This is a genomic window from Roseospira goensis, assembly GCF_014197795.1.
In the GTDB taxonomy this organism is placed as follows: Bacteria; Pseudomonadota; Alphaproteobacteria; order Rhodospirillales; family Rhodospirillaceae; genus Rhodospira; species Rhodospira goensis.
In genome coordinates this window covers 1-16,894 of record NZ_JACIGI010000025.1, presented here as the reverse complement: position 1 = coordinate 16,894, position 16,894 = coordinate 1, and the positions used below count along the sequence as shown (strand labels likewise).

Here is a 16,894-nt window from a genome sequence, read left to right as displayed (position 1 = left end):
GCGATTATGGTTGACGATCGTTTTGCCCTCTACTTCGCGCCGCCCGAGGGGTCGGCGCTGGACCGGCTCGGATCGGCATGGCTGGGCCGCGACGCCCGCAGCGGGGCCGCGCTCGACCGCCCGATGGTGCCCGGTCTCGACCCGGCGCGGGCCGAGACCCTGACCGACAGCCCCCGCTTCTACGGCTTTCACGGCACCCTGAAGGCCCCGTTCGCGCTGCGCGCCGGGACCACCGCGGACGACCTGATGGCCGCCGTGGAGACCTTCGCCGCCACCCGGACCGGGTTCGATCTGCCCGCGCTGATGGTGGCGCCGCTGGGCGGCTTCGTCGCCCTGGTGCCGTCGGCCCCGGCGCCGGCGCTGGACGAGCTGGCCGCCGCGTGCGTCGAGACCTTCGATGCCTTCCGCGCCCCGCCGTCGGCGGACGAGCTGGCGCGCCGCCGCGCCGCCGGGCTGACCGCCGGGGAACAGGCGCTGCTGGAGCGCTGGGGCTACCCCTACGTGATGGACGCATTCCGCTTCCACATGACGCTGACCGGGCGTATCGCCGATGACGGCGAGCGGGCCGCCGTGATCGAGGCCCTGCGGGCCCTGTTCGGGCCGGCGATCGCGGCGCCGGTGCCGGTCGACGGGCTGGCGGTGTTCCACCAGCCGGAGCGCGCCGCGCCCTTCCGGCTGATCCGCCGGGTCCCGTTCCTGACCCCGGCGGGGTGAGGGCTGGCCGGGGCCGGCGCCGGTCCCCTATGGTGCGCCCGACCCCGATCAGGAAGGGCACGCCGCCATGGCCAAGGGCGACCTGCACACCGTCATCCGCCTGAACAAGCTGGAGATCGACGAGCTGCGCCGCCAGCTCGGCGTGCTGCACCAGGAGGAGGCGGCGCTCCAGGCGGAGGACCGCCGGCTCGACGCCGACCTGGCCCGCGAGTCGGGTCACGTCGACGCCCATCCGGAGGCGGCCTTCACCTTTCCCGGCTACCTCGCCGCCCATCGCCAGCGTAAGGACGCCCTGGCCCAGGCCCTGGCCGACCTGCGCCAGCGCATCGAGCGCATGCGCGACGATCTGGCCGAGCTGTACCGCACCCGCAAGACCTACGAACTGGCGCAGGAGGCCCGCGACGCCCGGACCGCGCGCGAGCGCGCCCGCAAGGACCAGGCGGTGCTGGACGAGATCGGCCTGACGATGCATCGTCGCCGCCGCGCCGAGGATGGCGAGGACGACCCCGGCGGACACTGACCGAAAAGGAGGACCCGAGCGTGGCGGACCTGTGGCGGGTGGATGTGGTTGTGCCGGCGGCGGCCGTGCCGACGTTCGAGGCGGCCCTGGACGACCAGTGTGACGCGCTGCTGTGTTTCGAGATCGCCGACGACGGTCCCGAGCGCGGGGCCTGGCGGCTGGAGGGCGTGAGCGCGCAGGCCCCCGACCGCGCCCGCCTGGACCTGGCACTGACGCTGGCGACCCGCGCGGCCGGCCTGCCCGATGCCCCGCCGGTGACGGTGGAGCGGCTGGGGCCGCGCGACTGGGTGGCGGACAACCTGCGCGCCTTCCCGCCGCTGGACGTCGGACGCTTCCACCTCCGCGGCTCGCACGTCACCACGCCGCCGCCCGCCGGCGCCCGCCGCCTGGTGGTGGATGCCGCCACCGCCTTCGGCTCCGGCGAACATCCGACCACCGAAGGTTGCCTGCGGGCGCTGGATGACCTGGGCAAACAGCGCTGGGGACACCGGCGCCGGCCGCGCCGCGTGCTCGACATGGGCTGCGGCACGGCGGTGCTGGCGATGGCCGCGGCCGCGCAGTGGCACCGGCCGGTGCTGGCGGTGGACATGGACGCCGAGGCGGTGCGAGTGGCGCGCGACAACGTGCGCCGCAACGGCCTGGCGGCCTGTGTGGACGTGCTGCGCTCCGACGGCTTCCGCGACCGCCGCGTGCGCGCCGGCGGCCCCTACGACCTCATCCTCGCCAATATCCTGGCCCGCCCGCTGGCCGCGATGGCGCGGTCCGCCGCCCGGACGCTGGCGCCGGGTGGGCGCATCGTGCTGTCGGGTCTGCTGGCCAGCCAGGAGGCCCGAGTCGCCAACGCCTACCGGCGGCACGGGCTGGTGCTGGAGCGGCGCTATCCGATCGCGGAGTGGATGACGCTGGTGCTGCGCAAGCCGGCGCGGCGTTGAGGCACGGGCCGGCGGTCCCGCGCTCCCCCGTAGGACCGAGAAAGCGAAGCCGAGAACGCGATACGGGCTACGGCCCTGCCGACAACCGCAAGGCGTGGGCGGCGGTGCCGAGCGCCCGTTCGGCCGCCCGGCTGCGCCGCGCCAGGGCGATCAGGCTCGGCAGGCGCCACGGCCCCAGCAGCATCCGCCGCAGCGCCATGGCCGCGTTGGGCGTACCATCGCGGTTCAGCACCCCCGCCAGCCACGGCGGCAGGGTGTCCGTGGCGGTGTCGGCCACCGTGCGCAGAACGAGAAAGGGGACCCCGGCCGCGGTGGCGACCCGCGCCACGGCGTGGCTCTCCATGTCCACCGCCACCGCGCCGGTGCGGGCGGCCAGGTGGCGCTTGCCGTCCACCGACCCCACGGCCCGGTCGGAGCCCAGCAGCGCCCCGGTGTGAAGACGCAGCCCGGGCGGCGCAGCCGCCACCACCGCCGCATGCCAGACCGCATCCGCCAGCCACGAGTCACCGTCGTCGTGGCGGTTGACCACCCGCGCCGGCAGAATGACCGCGCCGGGCGCGAGCCCCGGGTCCAGCGCCCCGCAGATGCCGGCGCTGATCAAGGCGCCCGCCCCGCCGTCGAGCAGCGCCCGGGCCGCCGCCTCGGCCCGTGCCGGACCCGGGCCGTGACAGCGCACGGCCAGGCCGGGGCAGTCGGCCAGCGCCCGCACCTCGCTGGTCAGGCCGGTGACGACACCGACGGATCGGGCCGTCACCGCGCTAAAGGCCCCAGGAGACGTGCTTGGAGTTGCCGCGGGTCAGGTTGCGGTAGCGCGACAGCGCCCAGAGCGGGAAGAACACCGGATAGCCGTGGTACTTCAGATAGAACACACGCGGGAATCCGACGGCGTTGTACAGGTCCTCGGTCCAGCGGCCGCCCTCGCGCGGCGCCTTCAGGAGATAGTCCACCCCGCGCCGCACCGGCTCGCTGTCCACCTCGCCCGCGGCCATCAGGCCCAGCAGCGCCCAGGCGGTCTGGGTCGGCGTCGACGCCTTCACGAAGTCGCGCTTGTCCGACCAGTAGCTCTCGCAGCCCTCGCCCCAACCGCCGTCCGCCTGCTGGCGACGGTGCAGCCACGCCACCGCGGCGCGAACGTGCGGGGCCTGCGGATCCTCGCCGACGGCGTTGAAGGCGGACAGCGCCGACCAGGTGCCATAGATGTAGTTCGTCCCCCAGCGCCCGAACCAGGACCCGTCCGGCTCCTGCTGGGCCCGCAGGAATGCCAGGCCGCGGGCGACGACGGGGTGGTCGCGCTCGTAGCCGATCTGGCTGAGGAACCCGATGCAGCGCGCCGACACGTCGACCGTGGGCGGATCCAGCATGGCGCCGTGGTCGGCGAACGGAATGTTGTTAAGGGTATAGTACTCGTTATCGGCGTCGAACGCCCCCCAGCCGCCGTTCTTGGACTGCAACCCGATGATCCACTCGGCCGCGCGCTCCACCGACTCCTTGTTCGCCGGGTCGCCGGTGCGATGCAGCAGCATGCTGACCACGGCGGTATCGTCGACGTCGGGATAGTGGTCGTTGTTGTACTGGAACGCCCAGCCCCCGGGGCGCACCCCCGGCCGCATGGCGGCGTAGTCGCCCACAGTATCCAGGATCTGGCGGTCGCGCAGCCAGTGGCAGGCGTTGGTCACCGCGGTCTCGCGCGTGGCGCTGACCGCCCGATCGTCGCCGCCCTGGGCGTTGGTCTCGCACAGCGCCATGGAGGCCAGTCCGGTGTCCCACACCGGCGACAGGCAGGGCTGAACGTAGGCGTGGCTGCCCTTGTCCACCACCAATCCGTCGATGGCCCGGCGGGCGATGCGGACGTTGGGGTGGTCCTTCGGGTAGCCGAGGATGTGGTAGACCATCAGGCAGTTGGCGATGGCGGGGAAGATGCCGCCCAGGCCGTCCTCGCCGTTCAGCCGTTCCTCGACGAAGCGCAGCGCCGTCTCGGTCGCGCGGCGCTCGACCGCACGCGGGAACAGGGGTTCCAGCACCCGGACGACCTTGTCCAGCCCCAGGAACGCCGTGCCGATCCAGTGCCCGGTGGGATTGCGGTGATAGCGGCGCTCGCGCTCCGGCGGGGTGACGAACAGCTCCCGGATGCCAACGCCCCGCGGGTTCACCGCCCGGGCGCGGCGCGAGTACAGCACGAACAGCGGCACCATGACCGTGCGCGCCCAGTACGACACCTTGTCGAGGTGGAACGGGAACCAGCGCGGCAGCAGCATGGCCTCGACCCGGCTGACGGGACAGGCCCGCCACGGCACCTGGCCGAACATGGCCAGGGTGAAGCGGGTGAAGACGTTGGTGCGCGCCGCCCCGCCGCGCTTCAGGATGGCTTCACGCGCCCGCGCCATATGCGGCTCGTCCGGGTGATCCCCGACCAGCTTGAGGGCGTAGTACGCCTTGACCGAGGCGCTCATGTCGAAGTCGCCGTCGTGGAACAGCGGCCAGCCGCCGTGCGCCCCCTGCATGCCGCGCAGGTAGACCGCGATCTTGCGCTCCAGCGGCGCGTCGATCTGGTCCAGGAAGTGGTTGAGCAGCACGTATTCGGCCGGGATGGTGGCGTCGGCCTCCAACTCGAAGATCCAATGGCCGTCGTCGCGCTGGCGCGTTTGAAGCCACCCGGCGGCCTCGCCGATGGCGGCATCGAGCGCGCTGCTGTCCGGGGTGGTCGCGCCGGCGCCCGCCGGGTCGCCGCCCGCGCCCGTGCGGGCGGGGTCGCCGGCAACGTCGGGGCCGTGCGCGATCAAGGCATCGAAGGGGGTTTGCGTGTCGAAGTCGATGACCGGTGTCTTGTGCAGCGTTTGATTCATCGGTGACGACGTTCCCTTGACTGACGCGGGACAGGACGGGCGGCGCAGCACCGGCCTGGGTCTGGAGACAGAAAAGCCGGGGCACCGTCGACAGGATGGGGCTATGGCAGGAGAGGGGCGTGCACGGCATTGCGCCTTTTCAATCGGTCAACTCCTCCGGCGCGCGCGCGGACGAGACGGTCGCAACGGCCGCGCCCGGACGAGGATCCCCCCGACCCTCCTCCGCACCGGTTCTCCGCGGCGTCCCCTGCACAGCGCCCCCGGCGTGTCTGTCTGACCCGCGCCCTCACGACGGGAGATCGCGCCGACGCGCGCAGGCAAGCAGGACCCCGAGCGGGACGCGAAACAGACAATCCCCGCGCAACCCCTCGCCTTGTGACGTGCGGGGCTGGCGGCGTCAAGGCGCGCGTTGCACTGCAATGACGGTTTCCGCGGCCCTGTGACCGGAGCGCACCGCGCCCTCGATGGTCGCCGGCAGCCCGGTATCGGTCCAGTCGCCGGCCAACACCAGGTTGCGCAGCGGCCCGCGCGGCCCGGGTCGTCGCGCCACCTGCTCCGGGGTCTGGGCGAAGGTGGCCCGCTTCTCCTTGATGACCTTGACCGGCGGTTGCGGGGTGTCGGCGGGCCAGCCGAGGGCGCGCGCGATCTCCGGCCAGACCGGGGCGGCGATCGCGTCCGGCGGCAGGTCCACCACGTGGCCGGCGGCGCTGATGGTCACCGAGGCCACGTCGCCGCGCAGGAACAGCCACTCCGCCGTGCCGCCCAGCAGTCCGAGCGGCTGCGCGAACCGGGCCGGCGGCGGGTTCGGCAACCGAAAGTGCAGATTGACGATGGGCCGCGTCTCGTCGGGCGCCTTCAGGCCGGGCAGCAGCAGGTTGGCCGCCCATGGCGGCACCGCCAGCGCCACCGCCTCGCCGCGCGCAATCTCTTCGGTGCCGTCGGGAAACACCAGCCGGGTCACGCGGCCGTCGACGGCCTCCAGGTCCTTCAGCCGGCAGCCGAAGCGCACCGTCGCCGCGCGCGCCGACAGCGCCCCCAGGGCCGGACGCACAAAGGTCTCGCTCAGCCCCTCGCGCGCCCACAGCGGCCGGCACGCCCGGCCGCCGCGCCCGAAGGTCTCCGTCAGCACTGGCCACAGCAGGCGCGCCTGCGCCCGCTCGGCCTCGGTATTCAGCGCGGAGACCGCCAGCGGATGCCAGAAGCGATCGTACAGCGGGCCGAGCCCCCCCAGCACGTCGGCCACCGTGGCCCGCGCCCCGGCACGGGCCAGCCGCAGCCCCGCCAGGTAGTCGGCCGGCCGCGTGTCCGGCACCCGCCGCGCGGGATCGAACACCCAGCCGGGCCAGCGCCCGGGGCCGATGCGCACCACCCAGCGCCGACCGGTGCGCAGGTCCATGAACGGAAAGCGGCTCTCGCGCGGGCCGACCAGCCGGTCGCGGGCGCCGATGGCGTCCAGGAACCGGAACACCGACCGGTTGCCGGACAGCAGCAGGTGATTGCCGTTGTCGATGCGCCGGTCCAGCGTCGCGTCCGCAAACGAGCGCGCCCGCCCGCCGGCCTGCCCCGCCGCCTCGTACAGATGCACCGGCCGCCCCTTGAGGGCCAGGGCGACCGCGCAGGCCAGACCGGCCAGGCCGGCGCCCACCACATGGACGCGCGGCGGGCCCATCGGCGCCGGGGTCACGGCATCACCCCGTGGCGCAGCGCCAGCCACAGCTTGACCGGCTTGGGCACCGCCGGCGGCCGGCGCACCGCGTCCCAGCCGCGCGCCGCCAGCCGGCGGAACAGGGCGTGGTAGACTTCCTTCATGACCCGCGCCGGTCGCGCCGGCCGGCGCGGCAGGCGGGCGAACAGGGCATCGGCCTCGGCGAACGCCGCCGCCGCCCGCGCCGCCAGTTCGGCCCGCACCGCCGGCACCGCCGGGTGGTCCAGGATCGCAGCGGCATCGTCGGGCAGAGGGTCCAGGCCATGCGCGGCCAGCCGGTCGGCCGGCAGGTAGATGCGGTCGCGGGCCGCGTCCTCGGCCACGTCGCGCAGAATGTTGGTCAGTTGCAGGGCGGTCCCCACCGCCCCGGCCAGCGCCGCGCTGTCGGCGGGGGGAATGCCGAACACCGGATTGGACAGTCGGCCGACGGCGCAGGCCACACGGTCGCAGTACAGCATCAGCTCGGCCATGTCCGCGATGCGCACCCGATCGCCGGCGTCCATCGCCATCCCATCCAGCACGGCCTGGAAGTCGGCCTCGGCACAGCCGAACCGGGCCACCACCCAGGCCAACGCACGGTCCAGCGGCACGCCGGCGCGCGGGCGCCCGGCACAGATCGCCGCCACGCGCGCGCGCCAGTCCGCCAGCCGCGCCCGCTTGTCGGCGATCGGGGCCGGCTCATCGGCGATGTCGTCCACCACCCGGCAGAAGGCATAGACGGCGAACATGCCGTGGCGCCGTTCCGCCGGCAGGATGCGCATCGCGCCACCGAACGAGGTGCCGGCCTCGGTGGTGATGCGGGTGACGACGGCGCGCGCCTCGGCGTCCAGCACCGCCGGCCCTCCCGCGGGCGCGGCGGCAGCGGCGGTGTCCGTCATCGGTAGACGCGCCCTTTCCAGGCCCGGCCCTGACCCATCCAGTGCCGGCGCGCCGAATCCAGGGTCATGCCGCTGTACAGCAGTGCGGCCAGCGGCAGCGTCAGGCTGCGCCAACGCGGCATGTGGTAGACCTTCAGCGTGGGCCAGTAGGCCACCGCCATCAACAGCCACGCCACCAGCCCCAGGCCGGCGGCCGCCACATCCGCGGTCGCCAGTCCCAGGACCACCGCCACCGGCGGCCACAGATAGGCCAGGGCCATGAACAGGATCATGAGCAGCAGGTACAGGGCCGAGTAATGGAGCTGGGTGAAGGCGGTGCGGGTGACGATGCGCCAGATCTCGCCCTGGTCCTCGTAACGCCGCAGCGAGCGGGTGCGCGTCGCCAGCCCGAGCCAGATCGAGCCCTGGTGCTTGAGGTTGCGGGCCAGGGCGCAGTCGTCGATCAGTTCGTGCCGGATGGCGTCGATGCCGCCGGCCGCGTCCAGCGCATCGCGCCGGATCAACATGCAACCGCCGGCCGCGCCCGCGATCCGCGACTTGGGGTCGTTGACCTTCGGGAACGGGTACAGCTTCTGAAAGAAGAACACGAACGCGGGGATCAGGATCCTCTCCCACGTCGAGACACAGCGCAGCCGCACCATCAGAGAGACCAGGACCCGATTCTCGCGCACCGCCCGCGCCACGAGCCGGCTGACGTTCCCGGGGTTGTGTTCGATCTCGGCATCGGTCAGCAGAACGTAGCGCGCCTCCGGAGCCACCCGGCGGGCATGCTCCAGGCCCTGGTGGACGGCCCACAGCTTGCCCGACCAGCCCGGCGGCAGCGGCTGGCCCTGGATCACATGCAGGCACGCCTTCTCGTCGTCGCGTTCGGCGGCGGCGCGCGCCGCCTCGGCGGTGCCGTCGCTGCTGTTGTCGTCGACCACCACGATGGTCAGCGGACCGGGATAGTCCTGGCGCAACAGCGAGTGGACGGTGCGGCCGATGGTGTAGACCTCGTCGCGGGCCGGGATCACGGCCACGACCGGCTCGGCCTCGTCGTGCGTGGCGCCGGTGTTGTCGAGCTTCTGGTCGGCGCGCCAGAAGCCGCCCCGCCCCAACAGCAGGCCGAGCCACACCAGAACCGCCGCCAGCGAGACCCCAGCGGCCGGGGTCAGTGTCTCGGCGATGCCCATCACCTCGGAGTCCTCCCGTCCCTTGGGGGTCAGTGTCTGTGGGGGTTTGCCCGTCCGTTCTAGCGCCCGAACAGGCCGCGCGCCACCCCGCGCAGCGCGCAGCCGGCGGCCTGGGCCTTGGACAGCTTCACCGGTCCGGCGAGCGGATCTGCGCGCGCCAGCGTGCGCACCAGGGTCTCGGCGATGTCGAGGATGACGGCGCTCTCCAGCCCAAGCCGGCGGTCGATGACCCCGCCCGGCAGCGCCCGGGCCTCCGCCAGCAGGGCGCGGGTGCCGTCCAGGCAGCGGTCCAGCACCCGGCGCAGCGCCGGTGTCGCGGCGGCGCCGTCCAGGTCGTCCACCCGCGCGCCCGCGGCCGCCATCCAGTCCTGCGGCAGATAGACGCGGTCCAGCGTCCGGTAGTCGTCCTGGCAGTCCTGCAGGTGGTTGATGACCTGGAGCGCGTGGCACAGCGCGTCCGACGGGCCGTAGCCGATCCGCGAGCCGCCGTGCAGGTCGATGAGGTAGCGCCCGACCGGGGCCGCCGACAGCCGACAGTAGCCCATCAGATCGGCCCAGTCGGCGTAGCGGCCCTTGACCGCGTCCTGCTTGAAGGCGGCGATCAGATCCACGCAGTGCCGCGCCGGCACCCCGGTCTCGCGCAGGCTCTCGCGCAGGGCGTGGGCCTTATCGTAGCCCGGCGTCGCGGTGTCGCGCCCGGTGATGGCGGCCTCGAAGCCGTCGAGGCGGGCGAGCTTCTCGTCCGGGCTCAGGCCGGGGGCGTCGCCGATGTCGTCGATGGCGCGGGCGAAGGCGTAGAACCGGGCCACATGCGGCCGCACCCGCTTCGGCAGCAGGAGGGAGCCGACCGGGAAGTTCTCGGTGCCGGCATGCTTGCCCGACGGGGCCTCGACGGCGGAAAAGGCCTGGGACTGGGGGGTGGTCATGGCGGATCACGCGGCGGCGGGGATCGGGCGGCGCCCCAGCCTGTATCAGACCCCGGCCCGGATGGCGAGGAACATGGGGAGGACTGCGAAATTCGGTGCAGGCCACGCTCGCTGTTGACCTTGAGCCAGAAAGCAATCTATGAATATATTTCATCAGAGTCACGATCCATGATAATGCGAGAAGTGTCATGATAGACGGGACTGTGACATATGAGGTTTTCATCGGACTTGCACAGCTAATTGTTTTGGCAGTTGGGTTATTGTTTACAATTATTAGCCTTTGGCAGAACTACCGAGTAAATAAGCATAGCTATGAATGGAACAAAAAGAAGTATGCACAAGATGCACTAGGCCTGTATAAGAACTCAGTAATATTAACGGAACTACAAAAGGATTTAAAATACATTGAAGAACCAAGAACCATCAGCGTTGAAGAATTGGAAAATCACTTGGATCGCAACGACAGCCTAAGAGAGCAGCTTCATGCTTTGTTAAACTACTACGAAGGCCTAGCCCGTGGAATACATACAGGCATATACGACGAAACAGTCATTAGGAGTGGAAGAGAAGGCGCTATGAAAAGAGCATTCAAAGCTTTCGAGCCTTACATTCTGTGCCGCCGGTACAGAAACAATTCACCGAATGCTTGGATAGAACTTGAAAAAATATGCAAAAAATGGGAACAACGATGACCTGCAGCAGTGTTACAAGTGTTATGTTTCATTTTACACCGTTAAAATAAACATATTATAACACAAAGCCTTATGCGATGATAGTTGGCCAAGTTTATTAATTCATTAGACACAACGCTCAACATCTGACGGCGCTGTTCGAAATTGCTTTTGCTGGCAATAATCGTTCCCGGCAATAACGCAGGGGGTTTCTGGACACACATCGAATAGCACCCGATGTCACATTGAGGATCTCGCTGTTGTCGAAGCGACGGTCGGAAAAGGTGATCACCTCACCAGCGGTCATCTGCGCGGCCAGTGCCAACGAGACGCCATGCTTGGCCCGGTTCACGGCATCCTTGGCCGGGTCGAAAACGGTGGTGCGGTCATCGGCCATACGTCTTAGGGACCCGATTCGCGCACCCGGGGCCATCCCCCTAATGTTGGGGTCGACCCCGGCTCTTTACGGCCTCCCCGCCCCGCCCTATAACCCGCGCCATGACAGGGCGAGGGATTCCGTTCCGCAAGATGCATGGGCTGGGCAACGATTTCGTCGTCGTTGACACCCGGACCCGGCCGTTCGCCCTGACCACCGCCCGCGCCGTCCGCATCGCCGACCGTCGCACCGGCGTCGGCTGCGACCAGCTCGTGACGATCGAGCCGCCGCGCCCCGAACACCCGGGCAGCGCCGCCTTCATGGGCATCCGCAACGCCGACGGCGGCGTGGTGGAAGCCTGCGGCAACGCCACCCGCTGTGTCGCCCATCTGCTGATGGAGGAGGCGGGGACCGACACGGTGATCCTGGGCACGCTGGCCGGTCCGGTGGTCGCCCGCCGCGCCGGTCGCGACTCGGTGCGGGTCGACATGGGCCGCGCCACCGTCACCGACGCCATCCTGAGCGCGGAGCGCGACCCGCGCCACCTCGACCTGGGCCAGCCGCCATTCACCGATGCCGTTGCGGTCTCGGTCGGCAATCCCCACGTCGTCGCCATCGTCGACGACGCGGAGGCGGTGGACCTGCGCGGCGTCGGCCCGATCGTGGAGCATCACGACCTGTTCCCCGACCGCGTCAACGCCGAGGTGGTCTCGCGCCGCGACGCCGGCCTGTTGCGCATGCGGGTGTGGGAGCGCGGCGCCGGTATCACCCGGGCCTGCGGGACCGGGGCCTGCGCCGCCGTCGTCGCCGCGGTCAGTCGCGGCGTCATCGCCCGGGCGCCGACCACCGTCGCGCTGGACGGCGGCCGCCTGCTGATCGACTGGCGCGACGCCGACGACCATGTGCTGATGACCGGCCCGGTGGCCACCGCCTTCACCGGCGTCCTGGACGAAAGCCTGCTGCCATGAGCGCCCCCGGATCCCGGACCGGACCGCAGGTGGTCACCTTCGGCTGCCGCCTGAACGGTTACGAGAGCGAGGTCATGCGCGACCACGCCCGCACGGCCGGGCTGGACGACGCCATCATCGTCAACACCTGCGCCGTCACCAAGGAGGCGGAGCGTCAGGCCCGCCAGGCCATCCGCAGGCTACGCCGCGACAACCCGGGCGCGCGCCTGATCGTGACCGGCTGCGCCGCCCAGCTCGACCCCGCCCGCTTCGCCGCCATGCCGGAGGTGGACCGGGTGCTGGGCAACACCGAGAAGCTGGAGGCGGAGAGCTTCCGCGAGGACACCGCGCCCCTGCTGGTCACCGACATCATGCAGGCGCGCGAGACCGCCGGGCACCTGCTGACCGGGTTCGAGACCCGCACCCGCGCGTTCGTCCAGGTGCAGCAGGGCTGTGACCACCGCTGCACCTTCTGCATCATTCCCTATGCACGCGGCCCGAACCGCTCGGTGCCACTCGGCCGGCTGGTGGAGCAGGTACGCACCCTGGTCGCCGGCGGCACCCGCGAAGTGGTGCTGACCGGCGTTGACATCACGTCGTACGGCGCCGACCTGCCCGGCCGCCCCTCCCTTGGCGAGGCGGTGCGGCGCCTGCTGGCGCTGGTGCCGGACCTGCCGCGGCTGCGGCTGTCGTCGCTGGACCCGGTGGGGGTGGACGCCGACCTGCTGCGGCTGGTGGCGGAGGACCCCCGCCTGCTGCCGCATCTGCATCTGTCGGTGCAGGCCGGCGATGACCTGATCCTGAAGCGCATGAAGCGCCGCCACCTGCGCCACCATGTGGTGGATCTGGCGGCCCGGCTGCGCGACCTGCGGCCGGGACTGGCGCTGGGAGCCGACCTGATCGCCGGGTTCCCGACCGAGACCGATGCCCAGGCGGACAACACCCTGGCGCTGGTGGACGAGGCCGACCTGTCGCACCTGCACGTCTTCCCCTACTCGCCGCGCCCGGGCACCCCGGCGGCGCGCATGCCCCCGGTGCCCGGCGACGTGGCGCGGGCGCGGGCGGCGGCGCTGCGGGCAGCCGGGGCCCGCCGGCTTGCCGCGCGGCTGGCGGCGCGGGTCGGCGGCCGGGCCGACGTGCTGGTCGAGACGCCCGGCTTCGGCCACACCGAGGACTACCTGCCGGTGGACCTGCCCGCGACCATGGCCGCGCCGCCCGGCAGCGTGGTCCGGGTGCGCCTGACCGGCGCCGGCCCGGAGCGGCTGACCGGAACGACTTCGGCCGCAGAGACTGAGGAAAGGATGTCCGCGTGATCTGGGGCTTCGGCAGAAAGAAACGGGAACAGCAGCAGCGCGAGGAAGAAGAGCGCCGGATCCGCGAGGAAGACGAGGCCCGCGCCCGCGCCCGCGAGGACCGCGCCCGCCGCGAGGCCGAAGAGCAGGCAAGACGTACGGCCGAGAAGGCGGCCGCTCACGAGACGGAGGACCAGGCCCGCCGCGAGGCCGAAGCGCAGGCCCGCCGCGAGGCCGAAGCGCAGGCCCGCCGCGAGGCCGAAGAACAGGCCCGCCGCGAGGCCGAAGAGCAAGCCCGCCGCGAGGCCGAAGAGCAGGCGCGCCGCGAGGCCGAAGACCAGGCCCGCCGCGAGGCCGAAGACCAGGCCCGCCGCGAAGCCGAGGAGAAGGCGCGGCGCGAGGCCGAAGCGCAGGCCCGCCGCGAGGCCGAAGAACAGGCCCGCCGCGAGGCCGAAGAGCAGGCCCGCCGCGAGGCCGAAGAGCAGGCGCGCCGCGAGGCCGAAGCGCAGGCCCGCCGCGAGGCCGAAGAGAAGGCCCGCCGCGAGGCCGAAGAGCAGGCGCGGCGCGAGGCCGAAGCGCAGGCCCGCCGCGAGGCCGAAGAACAGGCCCGCCGCGAGGCCGAAGAGCAGGCGCGCCGCGAGGCCGAAGAGCAGGCCCGCCGCGAGGCCGAAGACCAGGCCCGCCGCGAGGCCGAAGAGCAGGCCCGCCGCGAGGCCGAAGAGCAGGCGCGGCGCGCGGCCGAGGAAAAGGCGCGGCGCGAGGCCGAAGAGAAGGCCCGCCGCGAAGCCGAAGAGCTGGCCCGGCGCGAAGCCGAAGAGAAGGCCGAACCGACCCCGGCCGCCGAACCCGACGCGGCCTTCCACCACATCGAATGGGGCGAGACCCCGAAAAAGAAGAAGGGCGGTGGCGGTTTCTTCGCCCGGCTGCGCGAGGGGCTGACGCGGTCCTCGACCAAGATCTCGCGCGGCATCACCGAACACATGGTCACCGCCCGGCTGGACGACGAGGCGCTGGAGTACCTGGAAGACGTCCTGATCCAGTCCGATCTCGGCGTCAACACGGCGTCCGACCTGATCCAGTCGCTGTCCCGCGCCCGCTTCTCCGCCAACCCGACCGAGCAGGAGGTGCGCGAGCACTTCGCCGGCGAGTTGGCCCACCTGATCGAGCCGGTCGCCGTCCCGCTCGCCATCCGCAAGCAGCCCAAGCCCCACGTGGTGCTGGTGGTGGGCGTCAACGGCTCCGGCAAGACCACCACCATCGGCAAGATCGCCAACCAGCTTACCGACTGGGATATCCAGGTCTCGCTGGCCGCCGGCGACACCTTCCGCGCCGCCGCCGTCGAGCAGCTCAAGATCTGGGGCGAGCGCACCGGCTGCCCCGTGGTGGCCCGCCAGACCGGCGCCGATGCCGCCGGACTGGCCTTCGATGCCATCCAGGAGGCGCGCACGCGCGGCGACGACGTGCTGCTGATCGACACGGCCGGGCGGCTGCAGAACCGCACCGAACTGATGGACGAGTTGAAGAAGGTGGTCCGCGTCATCAAGAAGCTGGACGAGACCGCGCCCCACACCGTGCTGTTGGTGATCGACGCCACGGTGGGCCAGAACGCCCTTCAGCAGGTCAAGGTGTTCCAGGAGATGGTGGGCGTGACCGGTCTCGCCGTCACCAAACTGGACGGCACCGCCAAAGGCGGCGTGGTGATCTCGCTGGCGCAGGAGTTCACCCTGCCGATCCACTTCGTCGGCATCGGCGAGGCGGTGGAGGACCTGCGCCCCTTCCGCGCCGACGAGTTCGCCAGCAGCCTGATGGGGCTGTAGGACTCCGGGCGCCTCAGTGCAGCGCGCGTGACGCGGCCCCCCCGGGCGGACCGCGGCGCGCGGAGTCGCGCAGGAGCGCTGCCTCCAGCGCCATCAGCGCCGCGCGGAACCGGGCGATCCGGCGCACCGCCTCCGTGTCACCGGCCTGAATGGCGGCGGTGTAGGCATCGGTCACCGCATACAACAAGGCCGCGAACAGCGCGCCGACGGCGGCCTGCGCCGTGCTTCCGCGCCCCTGTCGCTCGGCGTCGGCCTCGCTCTCCTCCCCCTGCTCCGCCGCCCCGGCACCGCCGCCAGCCCGTCCGTCACCCCTGTCCACGATCGTTCCTCTCCATCCGAACGCACCACCCGAACGCACGACGTCGGGCACCGACGCCTCACCGATCCGGTCTTCCGGCGCGGCGGCGCGGCGGCGCGACCCCGTCCTACACCACGGGGCTTCACCATGCGCCGGATCGGCGGCGCGGTCATCCTGCGGATTCCTTTATCTTACGGATATGTTGCGGACGGCCCATCGACCGGAGCCGCATCCCGCGGACGCCTCTCCCGCTATGGGTCAAGGAACCCCGCGAGGACGGCCTTCGCCACCGCCTGCTCCGTGGTGCGCGCCTTGAGCTTGCGTCGGACACTCGCCAGGCAGGCGGCCACGGTCCCCTCGGCGATGCGCAGCCGGTGCCCGATGGTCGCCCCGTCCTCGCCCCGCGCGACCCCGCACAAGACGTCGCGCTCGCGGAGCGTCAGCGGCCGCTCGGCCGGCGCGCCGCCGCTCTCGCGCAGCGCCGCCACCCGCTCGTGCAGCGCGGTCATGATAAACGCGAACCAATCGCCATGGGTCGCGACCAGCCGCACCGAGTCCGCACGCCGGCTCTCGATGCCGAGCATGAACCCCGTCGTCCGACCGGGCACCAGGTCGGCCAGGCGGCCGCAGTAGCCGGCCCGCAGCCCGGTGCAGTCGCGGGCGGCGGCCAGGACGTCAGCCTCGCCCGCGCGCAGATCGGGCATGTCGGCCAGATAGTCGCTGCCGGTCAGCAACCGGGCCTCCACGCGGCCGCCCAGCACCCAGCGTACGGAATAGTCATCCTGAACCATGTTCTCGCGGTCATAGGTCTCCATCCAGTGCCGCGGCATGTTGGTCCAGAAGTCCAGGCCGGGTCCGTCCGTCGCCCAGTCATGGTCAAGGTAGGTATAGTTCACCCAGCTCACGCCCTGCCGCCGCAACAGGCGGACCGTCATGCCGTAGGCGTCCGCCGCGGTGCCGGCCTCGGTCAGCCCATGAAACAGGTCGTGCAGGTCCGCGCTGTTCATGCGGTCGGCTCCTCCGGATCGGTCTCCCCCGGCTGGGGCGCGTCGAGGTAGGAGACCCTTCGCAGGCGCTCCACGGTCTCGAACACCCCGCCGCTGCGCAACGCCCCCTGGCGCAACGCCGCCACCACGGCCGCGGCGCGTGTGCGCGCCGCGAAGCGCCCTCGGGCCGCGCGGACATGATGCTCCACCGCGGATGCCGAGATGCCCAGGCGAGCCGCGATCTCCCCCGTGCGCAGACCGGCCGCCAGCAGGGCCAGGCACTGCCGCTGCCGTTCGGGCAGCGGCCACGGTCCCTCGGGACAGGTCAGGCACAGCCGGATGGACGGCAGCACGGCGCGGATCGGCGGGCCGCCCCGGTCCGAGAGCGGCCGGTTGCGCCGATCCAGCCGGACGCCGACGACGGTCGCCGTGGTTCCCCAGATGAGATGGCAGGCCAGGACGGCGTCCGGACCCGCCGCTGCCCGACCGCGGCCGAACAGAAGAAGGCCGTCGGTGCCCTCGACCACGACCGGGGTCCACCCCTCGCGCCCGACCCGCTCCAACACCTGGAGCGCCGTCGACCGGAACGGCGCCTCGGCCACACCCCAGCCCAGCCGGTCGAGGCGCGCGGTCCCGGACGGCTCGATCTGGTCGCAGACTTGCGAGCACGCCGCATCCGGCACGACCTGTCCCTCCCGCGTCAGACGTATAGCCCCACTTTTTTGGTTCATCACGGAATTCCGGGGAAGGCGGCGCGGATCTTGAGGAAGAAGTAGGCGTCATCGCGGAAGCCGTAGGCCATCCGCTTGATGACCTT

General features: G+C 71.6%; 17 protein-coding genes. 7 read left to right on the top strand and 10 right to left on the bottom strand.

Going from position 1 to position 16,894, the window contains the following annotated elements; genetic code table 11:
* Positions 1 to 6 precede the first annotated feature (6 nt).
* The 3 genes from GGD88_RS13515 to GGD88_RS13505 all read left to right on the top strand — a co-directional run bounded on the left by GGD88_RS13515 (position 7) and on the right by GGD88_RS13505 (position 2,166).
* Entirely contained in the window at positions 7 to 714 is a 708-nt protein-coding gene (locus GGD88_RS13515) for a DUF1045 domain-containing protein (RefSeq protein ID WP_184436319.1), read from the top strand.
* A gap of 67 nt (positions 715 to 781) precedes the next feature.
* A complete protein-coding gene (locus GGD88_RS13510; protein ID WP_184436317.1) occupies positions 782 to 1,234 on the top strand; it encodes a flagellar export protein FliJ in 453 nt (150 codons plus the stop codon).
* A gap of 20 nt (positions 1,235 to 1,254) precedes the next feature.
* Positions 1,255 to 2,166 carry a 50S ribosomal protein L11 methyltransferase gene (locus GGD88_RS13505; protein WP_184436315.1) on the top strand — a complete coding sequence of 304 codons (912 nt, stop codon included), beginning with the start codon at positions 1,255 to 1,257 and terminating at the stop codon, positions 2,164 to 2,166.
* A gap of 67 nt (positions 2,167 to 2,233) precedes the next feature.
* Here GGD88_RS13505 and GGD88_RS13500 read toward each other — a convergent pair whose 3' ends face one another.
* The 6 genes from GGD88_RS13500 to hpnC all read right to left on the bottom strand — a co-directional run bounded on the left by GGD88_RS13500 (position 2,234) and on the right by hpnC (position 9,690).
* Positions 2,234 to 2,920: a phosphorylase family protein gene (locus GGD88_RS13500; RefSeq protein WP_184436312.1), complete on the bottom strand. Its 687-nt coding sequence runs from the start codon at positions 2,918 to 2,920 to the stop codon at positions 2,234 to 2,236.
* A gap of 4 nt (positions 2,921 to 2,924) precedes the next feature.
* Complete coding sequence (gene shc, locus GGD88_RS13495; RefSeq protein WP_184436310.1) at positions 2,925 to 5,009, bottom strand: squalene--hopene cyclase; 2,085 nt, start codon at positions 5,007 to 5,009, stop codon at positions 2,925 to 2,927.
* A gap of 397 nt (positions 5,010 to 5,406) precedes the next feature.
* Complete coding sequence (gene hpnE / locus GGD88_RS13490; RefSeq protein ID WP_343056365.1) at positions 5,407 to 6,693, bottom strand: hydroxysqualene dehydroxylase HpnE; 1,287 nt, start codon at positions 6,691 to 6,693, stop codon at positions 5,407 to 5,409.
* Positions 6,690 to 7,592, bottom strand: coding sequence for a presqualene diphosphate synthase HpnD (hpnD, locus tag GGD88_RS18910; protein WP_184436308.1), 903 nt, complete (start codon positions 7,590 to 7,592; stop codon positions 6,690 to 6,692). The genes hpnE and hpnD overlap by 4 nt, the downstream gene beginning before the upstream one ends.
* Positions 7,589 to 8,764 carry a glycosyltransferase gene (locus GGD88_RS18905; protein WP_184436368.1) on the bottom strand — a complete coding sequence of 392 codons (1,176 nt, stop codon included), beginning with the start codon at positions 8,762 to 8,764 and terminating at the stop codon, positions 7,589 to 7,591. Before GGD88_RS18905 ends, hpnD begins: the two co-directional genes overlap by 4 nt.
* Positions 8,765 to 8,823: 59 nt before the next feature.
* The gene (hpnC, locus tag GGD88_RS13475; protein WP_184436306.1) at positions 8,824 to 9,690 is read right to left on the bottom strand and encodes a squalene synthase HpnC; all 867 of its coding nucleotides are present in this window, start codon (positions 9,688 to 9,690) and stop codon (positions 8,824 to 8,826) included.
* Positions 9,691 to 9,878: 188 nt separating this feature from the next.
* Between hpnC and GGD88_RS13470 the strand changes: the two genes are divergently transcribed.
* The gene (locus tag GGD88_RS13470) at positions 9,879 to 10,382 is read left to right on the top strand and encodes a DUF4760 domain-containing protein (protein WP_184436304.1); all 504 of its coding nucleotides are present in this window, start codon (positions 9,879 to 9,881) and stop codon (positions 10,380 to 10,382) included.
* 118 nt (positions 10,383 to 10,500) lie between these two features.
* On the opposite strand, the gene GGD88_RS13465 is transcribed toward GGD88_RS13470, so the two are convergent.
* Positions 10,501 to 10,758 carry a BrnT family toxin gene (locus GGD88_RS13465; RefSeq protein WP_184436302.1) on the bottom strand — a complete coding sequence of 86 codons (258 nt, stop codon included), beginning with the start codon at positions 10,756 to 10,758 and terminating at the stop codon, positions 10,501 to 10,503.
* A 101-nt stretch (positions 10,759 to 10,859) separates the two neighbouring features.
* Here GGD88_RS13465 and dapF point away from each other — a divergent pair, with 101 nt between their 5' ends.
* Genes dapF through ftsY form a run of 3 tightly spaced genes read left to right on the top strand, consistent with a single transcriptional unit; the run spans position 10,860 to position 14,793 of the window.
* Positions 10,860 to 11,705, top strand: coding sequence for a diaminopimelate epimerase (gene dapF, locus GGD88_RS13460; protein WP_184436300.1), 846 nt, complete (start codon positions 10,860 to 10,862; stop codon positions 11,703 to 11,705).
* The gene (gene mtaB / locus GGD88_RS13455) at positions 11,702 to 12,997 is read left to right on the top strand and encodes a tRNA (N(6)-L-threonylcarbamoyladenosine(37)-C(2))-methylthiotransferase MtaB (protein ID WP_184436298.1); all 1,296 of its coding nucleotides are present in this window, start codon (positions 11,702 to 11,704) and stop codon (positions 12,995 to 12,997) included. Before dapF ends, mtaB begins: the two co-directional genes overlap by 4 nt.
* Positions 12,994 to 14,793, top strand: a complete 1,800-nt coding sequence (gene ftsY, locus GGD88_RS19325; RefSeq protein WP_184436296.1) for a signal recognition particle-docking protein FtsY — start codon at positions 12,994 to 12,996, stop codon at positions 14,791 to 14,793. Before mtaB ends, ftsY begins: the two co-directional genes overlap by 4 nt.
* 13 nt (positions 14,794 to 14,806) lie before the next feature.
* On the opposite strand, the gene GGD88_RS13445 is transcribed toward ftsY, so the two are convergent.
* The 3 genes from GGD88_RS13445 to GGD88_RS13435 form a co-directional block, all read right to left on the bottom strand.
* A complete protein-coding gene (locus GGD88_RS13445; protein WP_184436294.1) occupies positions 14,807 to 15,112 on the bottom strand; it encodes a hypothetical protein in 306 nt (101 codons plus the stop codon).
* Positions 15,113 to 15,342: 230 nt separating this feature from the next.
* A complete protein-coding gene (locus GGD88_RS13440) occupies positions 15,343 to 16,098 on the bottom strand; it encodes a helix-turn-helix transcriptional regulator (RefSeq protein ID WP_184436292.1) in 756 nt (251 codons plus the stop codon).
* A complete protein-coding gene (locus GGD88_RS13435; protein WP_343056364.1) occupies positions 16,095 to 16,760 on the bottom strand; it encodes a helix-turn-helix transcriptional regulator in 666 nt (221 codons plus the stop codon). Before GGD88_RS13435 ends, GGD88_RS13440 begins: the two co-directional genes overlap by 4 nt.
* Positions 16,761 to 16,894 lie beyond the last annotated feature (134 nt).

What these genes read in the sequence shown, in the direction of transcription:
- hpnD (WP_184436308.1), bottom strand. Translation starts at nt 7,592, where the DNA reads ATGACGGACACCGCCGCTGCCGCCGCGCCCGCGGGAGGGCCGGCGGTG.
- GGD88_RS13470 (WP_184436304.1), top strand. Translation starts at nt 9,879, where the DNA reads ATGATAGACGGGACTGTGACATATGAGGTTTTCATCGGACTTGCACAG.
- mtaB (WP_184436298.1), top strand. Translation starts at nt 11,702, where the DNA reads ATGAGCGCCCCCGGATCCCGGACCGGACCGCAGGTGGTCACCTTCGGC.
- hpnC (WP_184436306.1), bottom strand. Translation starts at nt 9,690, where the DNA reads ATGACCACCCCCCAGTCCCAGGCCTTTTCCGCCGTCGAGGCCCCGTCG.
- GGD88_RS18905 (WP_184436368.1), bottom strand. Translation starts at nt 8,764, where the DNA reads ATGGGCATCGCCGAGACACTGACCCCGGCCGCTGGGGTCTCGCTGGCG.
- GGD88_RS13465 (WP_184436302.1), bottom strand. Translation starts at nt 10,758, where the DNA reads ATGGCCGATGACCGCACCACCGTTTTCGACCCGGCCAAGGATGCCGTG.
- dapF (WP_184436300.1), top strand. Translation starts at nt 10,860, where the DNA reads ATGACAGGGCGAGGGATTCCGTTCCGCAAGATGCATGGGCTGGGCAAC.
- GGD88_RS13515 (WP_184436319.1), top strand. Translation starts at nt 7, where the DNA reads ATGGTTGACGATCGTTTTGCCCTCTACTTCGCGCCGCCCGAGGGGTCG.
- GGD88_RS13510 (WP_184436317.1), top strand. Translation starts at nt 782, where the DNA reads ATGGCCAAGGGCGACCTGCACACCGTCATCCGCCTGAACAAGCTGGAG.
- GGD88_RS13440 (WP_184436292.1), bottom strand. Translation starts at nt 16,098, where the DNA reads ATGAACAGCGCGGACCTGCACGACCTGTTTCATGGGCTGACCGAGGCC.
- shc (WP_184436310.1), bottom strand. Translation starts at nt 5,009, where the DNA reads ATGAATCAAACGCTGCACAAGACACCGGTCATCGACTTCGACACGCAA.